Source organism: Agathobaculum massiliense, from assembly GCF_900291975.1.
In the GTDB taxonomy this organism is placed as follows: domain Bacteria; phylum Bacillota; class Clostridia; order Oscillospirales; family Butyricicoccaceae; genus Agathobaculum; species Agathobaculum ammoniilyticum.
Map to the genome: position 1 here is coordinate 2,536,543 of NZ_OMPN01000001.1, position 17,258 is coordinate 2,553,800.

Here is a 17,258-nt window from a genome sequence, read left to right on the forward strand (position 1 = left end):
GAGAAAGTATGAAAAAGTTATTTAACAGCATCGATACGATTATCCGATGGCTTGAGAACATCGTCTGCGGTGCAACGCTGACCGCTATCGTCTGCATTGCAACGGCCACTGTTATTGCGCGTTATATTTTCCAAACCGGCTTCCTGTGGGCGGATGAGGTCAATCAGGCCCTGCTGGTGGCCATGGGCATGTTCGGCAGCGCCCGAGCGGTTCGCACCAACGGACATACCGAATTCACAATGCTGGTCAACAAACCAAAAAGCAAGGCGGTGCGCATTGCGCTGCGGTCGGTCTTCCTGGCGATTACCATTGTTTTCCTGGTGCTCTTGCTCATCTGGACCGCACAGTATACCGCCGCCGGTACCATGCTGAGTACCACGCTGCGCATTCCCAGAATGTACTATTATGTATCGATCCCGATAGGCTTTGCTCTGATGATCTACGAGTATCTGCGCACGATCAAGAGCCGCACCGTCGATGACCCCGCGACTGAACAAGAATAAAGGAGGCGAACCCCTGTGAGTGTAGGCTTAATTATCGCCCTGCTGGTCATCCTGACTTTTGTCTTTATTCTGGCAGGCATTCCGGTGTATGTTTCCCTGCTGTTTACCGGCACGCTCAGCCTGGTTGCGCTTGGCGTGACGACCAATACCCCCATCGCAACCCTTGCCGTTTCAAACTCCATATTTAATGGCATTGGCAGTCTGCCTCTGCTGGCAATCCCGTTCTTTATGCTTGCTGGCGAGATCATGAACCGAGGCGGCATCACGGAAAAGCTCATCCGCTTTGCCATGCTGCTGATCGGCCGGCTGCCCGGCAGCCTTGCCCACGCAGGCATCGTATCCAGCATGTTTTTCGGCGGCATTACCGGCTCCGCGCAGGCATGCTCGTCCTGCATGGGAGGTATCCTGATCCCTGCCATGGTCAAGGAGGGGTACTCGGCCCAGGAGGCCGCGGGCGTAATTGCCAGTGCCTCCACCTGCGGACCGATCATCCCGCCGAGCATTATCATGGTGGTCTACGCGACCGCGGTCGGCGTCTCGGTCGGCTCGATGTTTATGGGCGGCGTCGTGCCAGGCATCCTGTGCGGCCTGATCCTGATGCTTGTGGTGCTGCTGCGCGACCGTGTGGTCCATTTCCCGAAGCGCACGGAACACCTGTCCGCGGGCGAGATCAAGCGGACTATCATTGACGGACTGTTGCCGCTGGGTATGCCGCTGATCGTTGTTGGAGGCATTATGGGCGGTATCATGACCCCTACCGAGGCCGGCGCGATTTCGGTTGTATACGCGCTTCTGGTTAGCCTGTTCATCACCAAAACGCTCAAGATTCGTGAGATTGGACCGATCCTGTTGCAGGGTGTCAACAGCGCGGCCCCGCTGCTGCTGATCATCGCCTGCGCCAAGGTTTTCAGCTACGGCCTTACCGCGCTGCAGATGCCTGTGATTGTGAACGACCTGATCCTCTCAATTATCGATAACAAGTACATGTTCCTGCTTCTGGTCAACATCCTGCTGCTCATCATGGGCATGTTTATGGATGGCGGCGCTTCGGTTATCATCCTGGCTCCCATCCTGGCTCCGGTAGCGGCGTCCATGGGCATCAGCCTGATTCACTTCGGCATTATCATGGCCTTTAACCTGACCATCGGCAACATCACGCCGCCCTTGGGTTATTGCCTGTTCATCACCTCCAAGATTGCCGGTATTCCGGTTGAAAAAGCAATTAAGGGTACCATTCCCTATATGATAGCCGAAGTGCTCTGCCTGCTTCTGATTACATATATCCCGTTTCTGGTTCTTGGGCTCCCCTCCTTCCTCGGCATGGCGATTTAATCCTGCTCTCTGGCGGACGTAAACGCCGGGAAATATCTGTATGCTTACCAAACCAACCATACTATTGATTGAAAAGGAGATTTACCATGAAAAAGAAGTTCACTCTGGCCCTGGCCTGCGTTCTGGCAATGACGACAATGCTCACCGCCTGCGGCGGCTCCGGCCAAACCCCTGCCTCCGATGGTTCCAGCAGTGCAATTACGGTAAAATATTCCGTCACCTTTCCCGCTACCGGCACGCAGGCGGATGGTGCCAATGTGTTGGCTGAGCTGATCGAGGAGTGCTCGGAGGGCCGGCTGAAAATGGAGTTCTATCCCTCCTCCCAGTTGGGCGACAAGGCCGCGACTTTTGAGGGGCTGAAGGCAGGCACCATAGAGATGACCGAATGCGCCGCCACCGATCTGTCCGCTTTCAACGATATGTGGTCGGTGTTCTCCCTGCCGTATCTGTGGGAGGACGGAAGCCAGGCCGTGAACACCGTTATGGATGACGAGGTAAAAGCGGTGCTGGAGGCCAATGCGGAGGAAAACGGCTTCAAGATCATCGCATGGACGGACATCGGCAGCCGCAGCGTGCTGAACCAGAAACATGCCGTGAACACGGTTGACGACCTCAAAGGCCTGAAGCTGCGCTGCATGGAGGATGCTGTTCTGGCGGATACCGTAAACGCGATGGGCGCGATTGGCACCCCCATGGCTTCCAGCGAGATCTACACCGCCCTGCAGCAGGGTACCATCGACGGTCTGGATCACACACCCTCCGTCATCGCCGCCAATAGCTGGTATGAGCTGTGCAAGTACTTCACGCTGACCGAGCACTTTACCATTCCGGATCCGGTTTTCGTCAGCAAGGTATGGTTCGACAACCTTTCGGCAGAAAATCAGGAAGCGCTCCTCGAAGCCGGCGAGAAGTTTGCCGATCAGTGGAATAACGAGATCTGGCCGGCAGCCACCGAGGAAGGCCTGAAGGTCATGGAGGAAAATGGCGTTGAGATCCTGGAAGCAGACAAGGAAGCGTTCCAGGCAAAGACGCAGCCTGTTGTCGATGCGTTTTTATCCAAGGCGAGCGATGGCCAGAAAGCACTGTACGAGCTGCTCGTTGCGACCCGCGAAAAATACTAATTCGTGCCGCTGGATGGAATGTGGTAGCGGTTAACTGAATAGCGGCCCTCGTTTCGGCTCTGTACTCATCTTAAAAGCTGAGAAAAGAGAAGGAATGAGGGCCGTTTGAATAAAAATGATCTTTATGCCTGGGAAATGGCCGGAACGTCCGGCTTGGAGTTTCCAGGATGCGGAAAGGATAGGTGCTGCTATGAAAATAGGTGGGTTTGGCAAAATAAAAGACTATCTGCCGATTGCAGAGGCGGGATATGATTTCGCAGAATTGGATGTCCCCGAGATCGCGGATCTAAGCGGGGAAGCACTGGATGAATTGAAAAAGAGCATAAAAATCGGCGTGCCGATACAGATTGGTTCCCGCCTGCTGCCGGTGGCAGAGCCGCTGTTTTTCGAGGAGGGATTTAAACCCGAATCGCTGGAGCCATACCTGGAAGAGGCTTGCGGAAAAACGGCGAGGCTTGGTATCCGTACCCTTATCCTGGGGAACGGCAAGGCGCGCTGGATACGGACGGCGTCAGAACGGCCGAAAGAAGAGGCGTTCATAGAAGCGCTGCGCCTGATGGCGCGTAAAGCGGAGGAAAATCATCAGGAACTGATTCTGGAGCCGCTGGGACCGAAATATTCAAACTATATCAATACAGTTGTACAAGCGGTGCAGCTGATAGAAAAAGTAAAAATAAACAACCTTTTTACCATGGCGGATCTTCGGCATATGGTAGCGGCCGGAGAGCCGTTTCAGGATTTGCAAACCTATTTGCCGTATATTCATCATATCCACATGGATTATCCGCTTTCCTATCCGGAAAGAAACTATCCTTCTGTGAGGGACGGTTATGATTACCGTGTGTTTCTTGACAGCCTGGAGCGGGCGGGCTATGACGGCACGCTGACCATTGAAGCCGATATCCCCGAAAACTGGCATAAGGCATGCCGGCAGGTCATGGAGGTGCTGGAAAAATAGCAGGACTTGACAAAAGGCGGCCAGCGCACTGGGAAAGGCCTGGAAGCAGGCGGCGGAACGTAGCGGAGCTATGGGCTGAAGCGGTGCAGATAACGGAAAAGGAGAGTATGATGTACGAAAAAAGATTATCCGGCGTGGTTATTCCGACTATTACGCCGATGCACGAAGATGGATCAATGGATGAGCGCTCACTGGCGGGCTTTACGGAATATCTGGTGCAGGCGGGGGTGGACTGCCTGTATCCGAACGGCACCAACGGGGAGAGCCTTCTGCTCAGCAGGGAGGAGCGCGAAACGGCAGCGGAAATTATGGTGGAAACCGTGGCAAAGCGCATTCCGGTATTCATCCAGTGCGGCAGCATGACGACTGCGGAGACTATCTCTCATGTGCGGCACGCGGTCAGAATCGGCGCGGATGGCGTGGGCGTGATGTCGCCGGCATTCTTTCCTATGGACGAGGCATCCCTGCTTGGCTATTACAGCGCGGTGGTCGAGAGCGTACCGCCGGATTATCCGGTTTATATCTATAACATTCCCGGCTGCACAACGAGCGACGTCAAACCCGAACTGCTGGGCAGGCTGATGGAAAAATACGAAAATGTTGCGGGCATCAAATACAGTTGCCCTGACCTGATGCGCATTGAGGATTATCTGCTGTGCAGCGAGCGCATCCCAGACCTGCTGATCGGCTGCGACAGCCTGTTCCTCCCGTGCCTGATGACAGGCGGTGTCGGCACGGTGACCGGCCCGGGGGCGATCTTCCACGAACGGTTCAATCGCCTGTACCGCCAGTACCGTGAGGGCGATATGGAAGGCGCGCGCAGGACGCAGCAGCAGATTGTCAGGACCGACCGCGAACTGGCGGCAGTCCCGGGCATTCCGGCGCTTAAAGCGCTGCTCAAGCTGCGCGGCATCATTGAAAATGACACCTGCCGCGGGCCGCTGCGCAAGCTGACGGACGGAGAATACGCGTTGCTCGAGCGCGTGCTGGAAGAGTACTATAAGGAGGAGGGTATCAATGGCTGAGAAAAAGCTGCGAGTTGGTGTAATCGGCATCGGCTATGTTTCAAAGAACAACTTTCTTCCCGTACTGCCGCGGTTTGACGATGTGGAGTTTGTCGGGCTGATGGCAGGCAAGCTGGAAAACGCGCAGCATGCGCAACGTCTCTGCGGTGCGCAGCATGCGGTCGATACCCTGGAAGCGTTCGTGTCGCTCGGCCTGGACTGCGCCTTTGTGCTGACCCCCAAGCAATGCCACGCAGAGCAGATTGCTTTTCTGTTGGAGCATGGGGTTGACGTATACAGTGAAAAACCAATGGCAACCACATTGAAGGATGCGGCGTACATTGCAGACGTTGCGGAAAAGACCGGCAAAAAGCTGATGATCGGCTTTAACCGCCGTTACGCGCCAGTCTGCCAAAAAGCCAAGGCGGTTTATGGGGAAGGGTCTCCGGAGGTGATCATCGCACAGAAAAACCGTCCGGCGACCGAGTACCGCGCCACATTGGAAAACGCGATCCACATGGTCGATCTGATGCGCTACTACGGCGGTGAGGTCAAGGACGTCAATGCGCTGACCAAGTTCACGGATCCGTATTATGAGACGTTTACGACCGCTCAACTGGAATTCGAGAACGGCGCTTCGGGTATGCTGATCGCGGCCCGCTGCTCGGGCCAGTGGGAGGAAACCATTGAACTGCATGGGAATAACCGCTCGGCGTTTATTAAAATGCCGGACAGTGTGACAGTGACGGATGCGGAGGAACAGCATAAGACTGCAATGACCCCGCTCGCTATGGGCTGGGCCAAGTCCGAGGATAAACTGGGCTTTACGAATGCAATCCGTCATTTCCTCGATTGTGTGCGCGACGGCAAAACCCCGCTTACCGATGCGGCGGACGCCTACAAGACCCACGAATTGCTCGACCGCATCCTGCGTGCCGCCGGGCTGCCGGCGATGGATTAAAGGAGGGAGCCGCTATGTTCAAAATTGCCGGACATACCATGGGTACACCGGAATACACTGTTTGCGAGGCGCTCGAACTGCTGCATCGCATCGGCGCAGACGGTGTCGAGATTGTTGTACAGAATGATTACCGCTCTGGGCTACCATGTGACTGCAATGAAAATACTTTGGCCGAGGTCAGGCGGTGTGCAGAGCAGAACAACATCCAGATCATCTGCCTGACGCCATATAACTCCTATTTCAATTCGCTGGACGAACCGGTCCGCCAGCGCGAAATCGCCGCTATCAAAAAGGTGATGGGTTATTGCGATCAGTTGGGTACAAAGTACATCCGCATTTACGGCGGTAATCTGGCCGCTGGGGATACGGAGAAATTAGCGGAGCGCCGCGCCAGACTGATCGAATCCATGCGCGAGCTGGGCGATGCAGCAGCAGAAAAAGGCGTGACGCTGGTGATTGAGAACCATTTTAATACAATGGCGGTTTCGGCGAAAGAAAGCGCGTCGCTTATCAGGGAAATTGACCATCCGGCAGTCCGCATCCTGTACGATCAGGCAAACCTGACCTTTACCGGAAACGAAGGATATGAAGAAGCGCTTCCCCTACAGCAGCAGTATGTGGCATACATGCATGTGAAGGATCTGGTATTCAAAGAAGGTGTGGCGTTTTCCTCTTCCAATGTAGCGCGACCGGACGAATACGAACGCAATGTGTATACGCGCATCGTGGGCGAGGGGGTTATACCGTGGCCGGAGATCCTGCGCGCGGTCAAAGCGCGCGGTTATGACGGCTGGCTGTCCCTCGAATATGAGCGCCGGTGGCATCCGGATGATATTCCGGACGCATCCATCGGTATGAAGCGGTCGCTGGAATACCTGCGCGGCATCGAGCTGTGAAAATTTATCCCAAAACGCCCAACAGCATTGGAGGGAATGTGCTATGATTAATCAAACCATGAAGATCGCCCTCTTGGGCGTGAGCCACTGGCATGTACCGCTCTATCTGCCCGGCTTGCCGGAGAACTCGGTCGTGGGTGTGAGCGATGGTGACGCGGGCATTGCCGCCCGCATTGCCGCGCCCTACGGTTGTCCAGCCTACACCGATCACCGGCAGATGCTACATGAAGTGAAGCCGGACTTCGTCTTTGCCTTTGCCCCGCACTACCGGATGCATGCGGTCGCCTCCGAGCTGATCGAGGCGGGAATCCCGTTTACAATGGAGAAGCCCGCAGGGCTTGACCGCCGCGAGGTGGAGACACTGTACAATGCCGCCGAGCGCAAAAATGCGTTCTGCGCGATTCCATTCGTCTGGCGGTACAGCGACACGGTAAACGACTTGAAAAACCGGTATCTTTCCGGTAAAATTGTGCATATGTCCTACAAATTCGTGGCGGGACCACCGTCGCGCTACCTTGCGACCTCGCGCTGGATGCTGTCACAGGAGACTGCGGGAGGCGGCTGTATGACCAATCTCGGCGTGCATTTCATCGACATGGCGCTCTACCTGACTGGCAGCCAAGGCGCGGAGATGTTGTCCTCGGTCTACCAATACACCTCGGAATATGCTATCGAGACCTATGCCTCCTCCATGCTGCGGCTGGATACGGGCGCGTCCCTGCTGATCGAGAGCGGCTATGCCTATCCCATGTCGGACGGTGCCAAGCGTGAAAACCGCTGGACGATCGTGACTGAAAATGGTTACTACATCCTTGCGGACAACGATTTGGAGCTGCGTACCTTCGGTGCGGTGCCGGCGCATATCGCGTTGAACACGGACAGCGATCCCTATTACGCGATCTTCGCCCGTACTACGCTTGCGGACTATGCAAATAGCGCACGTCCGCGGGCCTCGCTGAAAGAGATGCTCGCGGCACGGACGATTCTGGACGAAATGAATGCCAAGGCGGCATACAGCGGCGCAAAGGAAACGCTGGGCGGACGATTCTGAAAAGCGGGAGACAAGGAGAAAGACATGGGAAAAATTCCTCATATTCTGGTGGTAGGCAGCATCATGATGGATCTGGTGGCGTCTACGAAACGTGCGCCGCGTGAGGGGGAAACCATCATCGGCATGAAATTCACCACCGCCCCGGGCGGCAAGGGCAGCAATCAGGCGGTCCAGTGCGCCCGATTGGGGGCGGAGGTCGCTATGGTCGGCAAGGTCGGTCGGGACGGCTTCGGCAAAACGCTGCTCGAAACGGCATCTGCTGCGGGTGTGGATGTTTCCAGGGTGCTGACCGATCCGGCCGAGGCGACGGGGGTTGCGCACATTACGCTTGAAGTGAGCGAAAACGACGCAAAAAACCGGATCACTGTCTGCCCCGGGGCGAACTTTACCTTGACTGTGGAGGAGATCACCTGGCTGAAAGCCCGCGTTGCGGACTATGACCTTGTGATGCTGCAGCTTGAACTGCCCATGGAGGTGGTAGAGTCCGTGGCCGCATGGGCCTATGAGGCCGGCGTACCCGTTATGCTCAACCCAGCGCCCGCTGCGGCGCTGTCGGATACGCTGCTTGGCCATGTGACCTATCTATCCCCCAATGAGCATGAGGCGACGCTGATGTCCGGACAGCAGATCGCTGTTGGCAATGGCATCAATCGGGAGGATATGCACAGGGCCGCACGCTATTTTATGCAGCGCGGGGTGAAAAACCTGATCGTTACGCTGGGCGCGAACGGCTCGGTCTGCGTCAACCAAAACGGCACGGTTTATACCCCGTCCGTCCATATGGATAAGATCATCGACACGACCGCGGCGGGGGATTCGTTTGTCGCCGCGTTCTGCACGGGGCTCACTGCGGGGCTGGATGAGCGGCAGGCGCTGGCATTTGCCAGCCATACGGCGGCGATCACGGTATCCCGCATGGGCGCGATGCCAAGCCTGCCGACAATCACAGAGGTGAAAGCGCTGATCGTGGAAAAGGGCTGCCGTGGGATCGATACGAATATACTGGACATGCTGGAACGGTCAGGAACCTCGACGAAATAGGGGAGGAAAGCGGAAAGGCCGGCAGTTTTTCACGCATCCGCGCGAAAAGCTGCCGGCCTTATCCGTTAGCCTTGCTGCATTTTATGCGCCGCCGTTTTTTCAGGGCAGCGCAAGGGAAGACCAAAGGTGAGCTGGAATTGGCCGCGGCCGGTCTCAATCCGGCAGAAACCGCCAGCCTGCTTGAGAATGCGGTCGATAATCTTCAGGCCATAGCCGTGGGAAGAGAGCGGACCGCTCTTTTTCGATCCCGCGGCGGGTTCGGACAGCGGCGCGCTGTTGCAGCAGCAGAAAACGAGGAAATTATCCTTGGTGCGGATATCGAGCCGGATGAAGCGCTCGCCGACCGGCGAGCTGCACGCGGCATGCACGGCGTTCTCCATCACGTTCATCACCAGCGAAGCAAGGTCGGGGTCGGACAGAGGGAGCGAGGCGGGCGCCGCCGCGTGAACGACTTCCACCCGAACCTTGTCGCGCAAGGCCGCCGCCAGCGTTCCGTTGAGGATGATATCCAGCATTTGATTGCCGCAGCGGACGACCGGTGTAATCGATCTGCTCTGGGAAATGAGGCCGTCCACATATTCCTGCGCCTGCGTATAATCCTGCTTTCGCAACAAGGCGCGCAGCACGGTCAGATGGTGGCGCATGTCGTGGCGCAGCTCCATGGTCTGCTCGGTCTGTGCGCGCAGGGTGTCGTAGCTGGCGCGGGCGAACTGCTCCTTGGCGAGCAGGATGGAGGTCTCCGACCGGCGGCGCACCAGGCCTTTGACAGTCTGGACGGCCAGAGCGATCAGGGCTGCAACAAAACACAGCGGCATCAGGACGAGCAGCAGGGAAAGCGCGGTGGCCTGCGCGCCGTCGGCCCGCTGTAGTTCTGGAAAAAAACGCGGGCCGAGCAGCAGGAACAGGGCGGCGATTGCGCCGCCGGTCAGTACGAGCAGGCAAAACTGCCGGTGGAAAGCCGAGCCGCGCCGCCAGGCCAGCAGCGCCAGAAGAAAGGCCAGCAAAAGGGCGAATACCGTCGCTTTGGCGCAAAGCAGCGCATGCACCGTCCCCTGATATTCGCAGACCGTATTATAGCAGACGACGCCGAACTGCAGCAGCGCGACGGTCAGCATCGTCCAGCGCAGCCAGCCGGAAAGCGGGCAGACGAGCAGGCCGAGCAGCAGGGAGGCCGACACATACAGACAAAGCGCGGTCAGGTCGATCGGCAGGACGCCGAAATAGTAGAAAAAGAACGGCGCCTGCACGATCTCGCGGAGCATCAGGGCAAAGGAAAGCTGTGCAAGCAGCGGCAGGCTGGCGTCCAGTCGGCCGGAGGAGGCGTTCCAAATGAAGATAATCAGCATGAAAACCCCTGCTGAGAAGAGCAGGGCCGCGGGGATTATATGGCGGGCGGTCTGGGCGATCAGCCCGCTTTCATAGGCGTAGCCGCAATAGAGTGTGATATCTGCGGGGAACACATCGGCGTCCGAGCCGGGGGCGTCGCTGCCCACGGCATAGGTGGACTGCGCGATGGTGAGCGTTTTTCCCGCATAGCCCGCGGGAAGGGACACAACCAGCGGTTCAAAGCGGTCCGCCTCCAGCATGGGGAGCGTAAGATAGCCGATGCGGTTGTCCAGTTCCGGACAGTCGGTGTAGATCAGCTCGTCGTCCAGGAACACGCTGAAGGTGCGGTTTGCTGCGCCGATGCGCAGGGTCGGGCTGTCGAGTTCCTCGGTCAGCCGGCGGGAAAAATAGAACGTCTGCCCCGGATAGTCCAGCCCATAATAGGCGCCGTAGCCAGTGGGCGTCAGCTCCTTCACCGCCCCCTCCGTACAGGTGTACACTGTCCAGCCCTTGTTGCCCTGCCACGGCTGGCCGTCCTCCCCGATGATCGAAAGATTATAGGAGGCGTCCTCCATGGGGGAGACATAGGTGAGCAGCACGGGGGAAAAGGCGGTCAGGATAATCAGCGTTGTCAATACGGCGAATACGATTCTTTTCAAGACGGGATACCTCCGGAAAAGCAGGATAAAGGAATACGCGGGGGACAGGCGCGCCGCATGCGTTCGGCTGGGAATAGCGGAATGCAGCGGCATATGCGGTCCATCCCCACATGGCGAGGCCTCCGCACGGTAAACCGGCGGAGGCTTCGCGGTAGTGCTATACGAGTTTTTGCAGGGTCAGGATGTTTTTTCCGTCCCTGTATTCATATTGGACGGTATCCATCAGCCGTTTGACCATGAAGATGCCCAGGCCGCCGATGCGGCGTTCCTCCGCGGGGAGGGTGGTGTCCGGCTCGTCGTTTTTCAGCGGGTCATAGGGTTTGCCGGAATCCAGAAATTCAATTGTGATCTGCGGCTGGCCCTGTGTGCTGACCTGGCAGCGGATGGTTGCGTCGCCCACGTCGGGCCGGTAGGCGTAGTGGGCGATGTTGACGAAAATTTCCTCTACCGCGATCGCAATCTGGTTGCAGATTTTGGTCGAACAATTGATCTGGTCAAGCTCGCCCTGTACAAATTCCAGCACCGTATCGAGCTGTTCGGTCAGTGCTGGTACGGTAATCGTTTTCATAGTGTCTCCTCCTTGGAATTGGACGGCATGTACTCACAGAACCGCAGCCCCAGCATGGTGATGTCATCCGCCTGCGGCGCGCCGGAGACGAACAGATCCACCTGGGATTTGGCGTAAGGCAGCAGCTGGTCGGGGACGAGCCCTTTCGCGGCGTCGGCGTTGAGCGCGGCCTCCAGCCGTTTTTCGCCGTACAGCTCAAGCGCGGCGTTGGTCGCCTCGGTCACACCGTCCGTATACAGGAACAGGCAGTCGCCCGGCTTCAGGGTGACCTGGAATTCCTTATAGCGCATGCCCTCCATGCCGGCGAGTACGAAGCCAGGGCGCAACCTGAGCCATTCAAAGCGGCCGCCCTCCTGCTGGATCAAGGGCGGGTTGTGGCCCGCGTTAGCATAGGTCAGCACGCCGGTGCGCAGGTCGAGGATGCCGAGATAGGCGGTGACGAACAGCCCCTCGCCGTTGTTTTCGCAAAGCTGCTCGTTGGCGCGGGTGAAGATCTCCGCCGGCGACAGGCTGGACTGCGCCTGGTTGCGGATGATGGTCTTGGCGATCACCATGAACAGCGCGGCCGGCACGCCCTTGCCCGACACATCCGCAATGACGATGGCAAGATGGGTCTGGTCGATCATAAAAAAGTCGTAAAAGTCGCCGCCGACCTCCTTGGCAGGATCCATAGTGGCGTAAACGTCAAACTCGTTCCGGTCCGGAAAGGCGGGGAAGATATTGGGCAGCATATCGCGCTGGATGTTGCTGGCAACGTTCAGCTCCGCCTCGGTCTTGAGCGCGCGGGAGGACCACAGCGCGGTGGAAAAAATCTCATAATACAGGATAACGAATACCGAGCAAATAATCAAATAAAAAATGATAAAATATACACGGGTATCCGGTAGGCCGGGCAGGATGCCGAGGGTGTTGGTCAGCCGGTTGACGATCGCAAACGCGACAAAGCAGTAGACTGGAATGGGTACATAGTTTTTCAGCTGCTTTCCCAGCACCGAGATGACCTGCTGCACGATCTTGCTGACAAAGCGGCGGTAGGCAAAGAACATCACCGTGAACCAGAACGCCTTGATGCAGAGGAAAATGCCGACCGTGCGCATATTGTACGGATTGGGGGTATTGTCGATAAAGCTAAGCGTGGTGCCGCAGAAGAAGAACGTGGTCACGTTGGCGATCAGTGCACCCATGACCGAGGTGAACACGCGTGCCGCGCGTTCGTCGGCATACAGCACCACCGCCGCTGCCGGCATGAGCACCAGCATGCTCAAAAAATTGATGTTGTCGTCCGTAATATTGATGGAGTAGCTGGCGACGCATGTGACAAGGTGCAGCGCCGCGAACAGGACCCAGCCGAGGAAGGTCTGTCCCGCGTTCCGGCGGCGGGTCAGCGTGCTGTTGGTGAGCAGAGCCGCCGCCCAAAAGGACAGATTGTTCGCCAGCGACCACAGCAGCGTCACGGAAAATTCAACTTGCATGGATGATTCCTCCTGTCATGGGGGGATTTTTACTGGAACGCGCCCAGTGTATCTAGTCCGGTCAGATATGCGGATAGGTATTCGTCCGAGATTTCGGGCCAGAGGAACCCCTCCTGCTCGAGCGCGCGGATGGAGAAGCCGCTTTCGCAGGGCGTTTCGATCAGATGGCGACCGCCGGTCACGCGGGTCAGGAAGCCGTCCAGCGCGCCGTTGAACGCAGGGTCCTCGGCGGCGTGCAGCATGAATTCGTCGAACTCCCTGTCGTCCACCGCGCGAACCGGATAGCCAAGCGCGGAAATGCGCGTGAGCAGTTTGCTGACCGGCAGGTCATTGCTGTCGAAGATATGGAACACGGTGTATTCCTCCGCGCTGCCCGCCAGACGGCAGATTGCGCGGGCGACCGCGTCCACCGGAGAGAAATTGATCCAGCTGCACGCCATGGACTGCGGGCAGAGTCCGGTGCGGACGATGGACTGCAGCAGCTTGGTAAAGCCGTTGGTGGCGCGGTTCATTTGGAACTCGCCGTCCGTGATGCGCCCCTGCAGGTTGCCCACGCGCATGATCTTGGCGCGCAGGCCGTTCGCGGTTTCGAGCAGGATGAGCTTTTCGGCCGTGAATTTGCTTTCCAGGTAGTCGTTGGACAGGTCTTGCCGCACCCACAGGCGTTGCTCGCTGAGGGATACGCCGATCTCGGCCATTTCACGCTCGATAAAGCCGCCCACGCTGAGCGTGGAGATGTGGATGAGCGCGGCGTCATGCTGTTTGCAGAACGCGATCACGTTGCGCACGCCGTCCACATTGGTCTGGCGGATGCGGTTGCCGACGCCGAAGTGGCTGACGTCCGCCGCGCAGTGGATGACCGTGTCGATCTTGACGCCGTCCGGCAGGCTGGCGATATTCTCGCGCATCAGGTCGCCGTCCACCGCGAACAGACGGTGGCCAAAGGCTTCGGCAAAGTTGTTTTCGAAATAGTAGAAAAGCGAGCCCTTGAGACGCTTTTCCGGCGTCAGGTTGTTTTTGGGGCGCACCATACAGTAGATCTTGTTATAGCCTGTAGTGAGCAGCTCGTACAGCACATGGATGCCGAGAAAGCCGGTCGCGCCGGTGAGCAGCACGGTGCCGAGCGGGTGCAGGCCTTTGCGGTAATTGCGGTTGCGGCAAAGCGCGTCGCGCAGGAGAGCTGCTTCCTGCTGGGTGCAGGGCAGGCTGCCCGCTTTCGAAAGGACAGGCTCGGGCAGGTCGCCGCCGTCCAGATCGCAGCACTGTACCAGATCGCGCACGGTGGGATGGTCAAACACCCGGCCGTATTCCAGCTCGAAGCCCTCATGCTTGGCCAGCAGCACGATCTGTGCCGCCTGCAGCGAGGTGCCGCCCAAATCGAAGAAGCTGTCGGTCGCGCCGATCTCTTCTTCGGGCAGGTTCAGCACCTGCGAAAAGATGCGGCACATGGTCCGCTCACGCGCGTTGCGCGGCGGGATGTAGGTGCGCTCCACATGGATCGCCTGATTGGCCAGCGCACGCTTGTCGATCTTGCCGTTTGAGGTATGCGGCAGATCGGGCAGATACACGAACAGGTCGGGTACCATGTAGCGTGTCAGGAAGCCGCCGGCGTATTGCTTCAGCTCGTCCACATCGCAGGGTTCGGCGGCGGAGTAGAAGCAGCAGAGGTGCTCCCGCCCGTCGATCGTGCGGACGAGCGCGGCGCACTGGCGGATGTAGGGGAAGGACTCGATGCAGCGCTCGACCTCCTTCAGCTCGATGCGCAGCCCGCGCAGCTTGACCTGTTCGTCGTTGCGGCCGCAGTAGGCGAGGCTGCCGTTGGGCAGGGCATAGCCATAGTCGCCGGTGAGGTATACCCGATCGTTGATCGGACCGTCGCGCAGCTCGATGAAGCGTTCCGCGGTCAGGTCGGGACGGCCGAGATAGCCGCGCGCCACGCCGTAGCCCGCCACGGCGATCTCGCCGGTTGCGCCGGGCGGTACGATGCGGCGGTCCTTATCCAGCAGGTAGATGCGCGCCCCGGCGATGGTCGAGCCGATGGTGATACGCTCCCGAATGCGGCCGACCGTCGCGCCGATGGTGATTTCGGTCGGGCCGTAGCCGTTATACAGGCGCGCGGGGGTGGCCCTGTGCAGCGCGTCCAGCAGGGGCTGGGTAAAGGCCTCGCCGGCCGCGAGCACGATATCCACGCTGCGCATGGCCTCGCGGAACGAGGGCTCCTCCAGATAGGCGAGCAGGCGGGAGGGCGTGCAGTGCAGAATGTTGGCGCCGTTCTCCGTTATGTACTGCGCGAGCGCATCCGGATTGTTCATCCCCTCCTCGTCCGCGAATACGACGGGTATGCCGTTGAGCAGGGTGGAGAACAGCTCGAACATGGAAATATCAAAGCAGACCGAGCCGACCGCCACGATGCCTTTGCCGTTCGCGCAGATATCGCGGTTGAATTCATTGTTGTCCGGCTGCATGAAGTTGACGATGCCGCGGTGCTCGATCATGACGCCCTTGGGCTTGCCGGTCGTACCCGAGGTATAGATGATATAGCACAGCCAGTCTTGGCCGACCGCGGGCAGCGGTGCGTCCGGCTGCTGCGGCGGGTCAAACAGCGGGCTGGGCGCAATAACCGGACAGCCGGCGCCCGTGATGTCCGCCTCCGTGACCAGCAGGCCGGCCTTACTGTCCGACAGGATAAAGCGGATGCGTTCTTCGGGATAGGAGCAGTCGATCGGCACATAGGCCGCGCCCGCCTTGAGAATACCCAGCAGCATCACGGGCAGCGCAGTGGTGCGCGGCAGCAGGAACGCCACATAGGACTGCGGCTGCACACCGGCGGCGATCAGGTTGCGCGCGACACGGTCAGAGGCCTCGTCCAGCTCGCGGAAGGTGTAGCTGGGGCCTTTGCCGGACAGGGCGCGCCGGTCCGGATGAAGCGCCGCCTGCGCGCGGAAGCGGGTGATGATGGTATCGTTCGGGTCAACCGGCAGCACTGGACCGGAGAGCAGCGCGCGCTGGCAGAATTTGTCCTCGTCGGTCAGCAGCTCGATGGAGCGGCAGGGCAGGGTGCAGTCCCCCATGCCTTGATCGAGAATGGCGCGCAGCATTTGCGCGATCTGTGTGATCTCATGCGGTGTGTAATAAGAGGCGCGGTAGTCGAGCCGGAATTGGTAATCGCCCATGCCGCTCCAGTCAAGGACGTGCAGGGTGAGCAGGTTGGTCATAGCGCCGCCGAAGTGCATCGCGCACCGCACGGGAAGCCCGTGCAGCGGCAGGGTAAAGTTTTGGTAGGATAGAGTAAAGTGCGACAGCGCGCCCGCCATGCCCGTGCGGGACAAGTCGCCCATGATTTCGGACAGGCCGTAGCCCTTGTGCGCCGCCGCCAGCCGGTTCTGCGCCTGCACCTCCTGACACAGCGCGGCAAAGCTGGCATCCGGCGCGATATGCAGGCGCACTGGAACCGCGAGCGTGTACATGCCCGCGGCATTACGGTCTTCATCCGTGCCGCGGTTGAGGCGGGGGGTGATGATGACGACATCCTCCGTACCCAGCATGCGCGACAGATAGACCGCATACGCGGCGAAAAATACGCAGTATGGCGTGACGTTCTGCTGCGCGGCAAAGGCGCGCAACCGGTCGGAGCGTTCCTTCCCGACCGTGTGCGACGACCACACGAGCCGGTGGCCGGACTGGTCGGGCGTGGGATGGGGCAGTCGGCCGGTCTCGGCTCCGCTGAGGTAATCCTGCCAGAAGCCGCGGTCTGCCAGGCGCTCCTCTTCCACATCCGCGCCGGCCGCCGCCGCGCGGGACAGGAAGGAGACGAACGGCTGGGGATCCTCGCCAGCGCAAATCGCCAGCAGGCGGCTGTACACAGCCGCCATGGCGTAACTGTCCGCCACAATATGGTGTACGCGCAGCAGCAGCGCGGTTTTGCCGGGCAGGGTGTAGATGACCGCGTTGAACAGCGCGCTGTCGTACAGGTCAAAGCAGTAGCGCGACTGCTCATTGAATACGGCGGTAAGCTCCTCCTCGCCGGAAAGTGGGATCACGCGGCAGGCGAAAGGCGTGTAGCCCGCGTCGTACTGTAGCGGCCCGTCCTTGCCGCGCGTCACGCGGAGGCGGAGGGTTTCGGTCGTCTGCACCAGGCGGTTGAGCGCGCGGTCAAGCTGCGCGGGGGCGGGAGCGTTGTCAAAGGTCAGCAGTACGGATTCGGTATACAGCGCCTTGTCCGGACAGCTTTCGCTTGCAAGCCAGATCTGATGCTGCGGTCGGGTCAATGGGATGCGGTTGTGGTGGATGTCCATAGATGCCAAATCTCCAATCTTTCGATACTCGGATAGCGGAACGGCTGTCCGTAGATGCAGACAGCCGCCAG

Annotated in this window: 13 protein-coding genes; 9 read left to right on the forward strand and 4 right to left on the reverse strand. The window is 58.9% G+C overall.

What is annotated here, in order from left to right; genetic code table 11:
* Nucleotides 1-8: 8 nt before the first annotated feature.
* The 9 genes from DBQ51_RS12900 to rbsK all read left to right on the forward strand — a co-directional run bounded on the left by DBQ51_RS12900 (nt 9) and on the right by rbsK (nt 8,867).
* Nucleotides 9-503 (forward strand): TRAP transporter small permease, encoded by a 495-nt coding sequence (locus DBQ51_RS12900; protein WP_107631763.1) that lies wholly within the window; start codon nt 9-11, stop codon nt 501-503.
* Between the two features lie 15 nt (nt 504-518).
* Nucleotides 519-1,835, forward strand: a complete 1,317-nt coding sequence (locus DBQ51_RS12905) for a TRAP transporter large permease (protein ID WP_054326448.1) — start codon at nt 519-521, stop codon at nt 1,833-1,835.
* 86 nt (nt 1,836-1,921) lie between these two features.
* Nucleotides 1,922-2,956: a TRAP transporter substrate-binding protein gene (locus tag DBQ51_RS12910; protein WP_054326449.1), complete on the forward strand. Its 1,035-nt coding sequence runs from the start codon at nt 1,922-1,924 to the stop codon at nt 2,954-2,956.
* Nucleotides 2,957-3,146: 190 nt separating this feature from the next.
* Nucleotides 3,147-3,914, forward strand: coding sequence for a sugar phosphate isomerase/epimerase family protein (locus DBQ51_RS12915; protein ID WP_107631764.1), 768 nt, complete (start codon nt 3,147-3,149; stop codon nt 3,912-3,914).
* Nucleotides 3,915-4,021: 107 nt separating this feature from the next.
* Complete coding sequence (locus DBQ51_RS12920; RefSeq protein WP_242977938.1) at nt 4,022-4,939, forward strand: dihydrodipicolinate synthase family protein; 918 nt, start codon at nt 4,022-4,024, stop codon at nt 4,937-4,939.
* Complete coding sequence (locus tag DBQ51_RS12925) at nt 4,932-5,879, forward strand: Gfo/Idh/MocA family protein (protein WP_107631766.1); 948 nt, start codon at nt 4,932-4,934, stop codon at nt 5,877-5,879. The genes DBQ51_RS12920 and DBQ51_RS12925 overlap by 8 nt, the downstream gene beginning before the upstream one ends.
* A 14-nt stretch (nt 5,880-5,893) precedes the next feature.
* Nucleotides 5,894-6,775, forward strand: coding sequence for a sugar phosphate isomerase/epimerase family protein (locus DBQ51_RS12930; RefSeq protein WP_242977939.1), 882 nt, complete (start codon nt 5,894-5,896; stop codon nt 6,773-6,775).
* 43 nt (nt 6,776-6,818) lie between these two features.
* Complete coding sequence (locus DBQ51_RS12935; protein ID WP_242977940.1) at nt 6,819-7,826, forward strand: Gfo/Idh/MocA family protein; 1,008 nt, start codon at nt 6,819-6,821, stop codon at nt 7,824-7,826.
* A gap of 24 nt (nt 7,827-7,850) precedes the next feature.
* Nucleotides 7,851-8,867 carry a ribokinase gene (gene rbsK, locus DBQ51_RS12940; protein ID WP_107631767.1) on the forward strand — a complete coding sequence of 339 codons (1,017 nt, stop codon included), beginning with the start codon at nt 7,851-7,853 and terminating at the stop codon, nt 8,865-8,867.
* 65 nt (nt 8,868-8,932) lie between these two features.
* On the opposite strand, the gene DBQ51_RS12945 is transcribed toward rbsK, so the two are convergent.
* The 4 genes from DBQ51_RS12945 to DBQ51_RS12960 form a co-directional block, all read right to left on the reverse strand.
* Nucleotides 8,933-10,852 carry a sensor histidine kinase gene (locus DBQ51_RS12945; RefSeq protein ID WP_159068186.1) on the reverse strand — a complete coding sequence of 640 codons (1,920 nt, stop codon included), beginning with the start codon at nt 10,850-10,852 and terminating at the stop codon, nt 8,933-8,935.
* A gap of 157 nt (nt 10,853-11,009) precedes the next feature.
* The gene (locus DBQ51_RS12950) at nt 11,010-11,420 is read right to left on the reverse strand and encodes an ATP-binding protein (protein ID WP_107631769.1); all 411 of its coding nucleotides are present in this window, start codon (nt 11,418-11,420) and stop codon (nt 11,010-11,012) included.
* Nucleotides 11,417-12,892: a PP2C family protein-serine/threonine phosphatase gene (locus DBQ51_RS12955; RefSeq protein ID WP_054326456.1), complete on the reverse strand. Its 1,476-nt coding sequence runs from the start codon at nt 12,890-12,892 to the stop codon at nt 11,417-11,419. The genes DBQ51_RS12950 and DBQ51_RS12955 overlap by 4 nt, the downstream gene beginning before the upstream one ends.
* A gap of 29 nt (nt 12,893-12,921) precedes the next feature.
* Nucleotides 12,922-17,187, reverse strand: a complete 4,266-nt coding sequence (locus tag DBQ51_RS12960; protein ID WP_107631770.1) for a non-ribosomal peptide synthetase — start codon at nt 17,185-17,187, stop codon at nt 12,922-12,924.
* Nucleotides 17,188-17,258 lie beyond the last annotated feature (71 nt).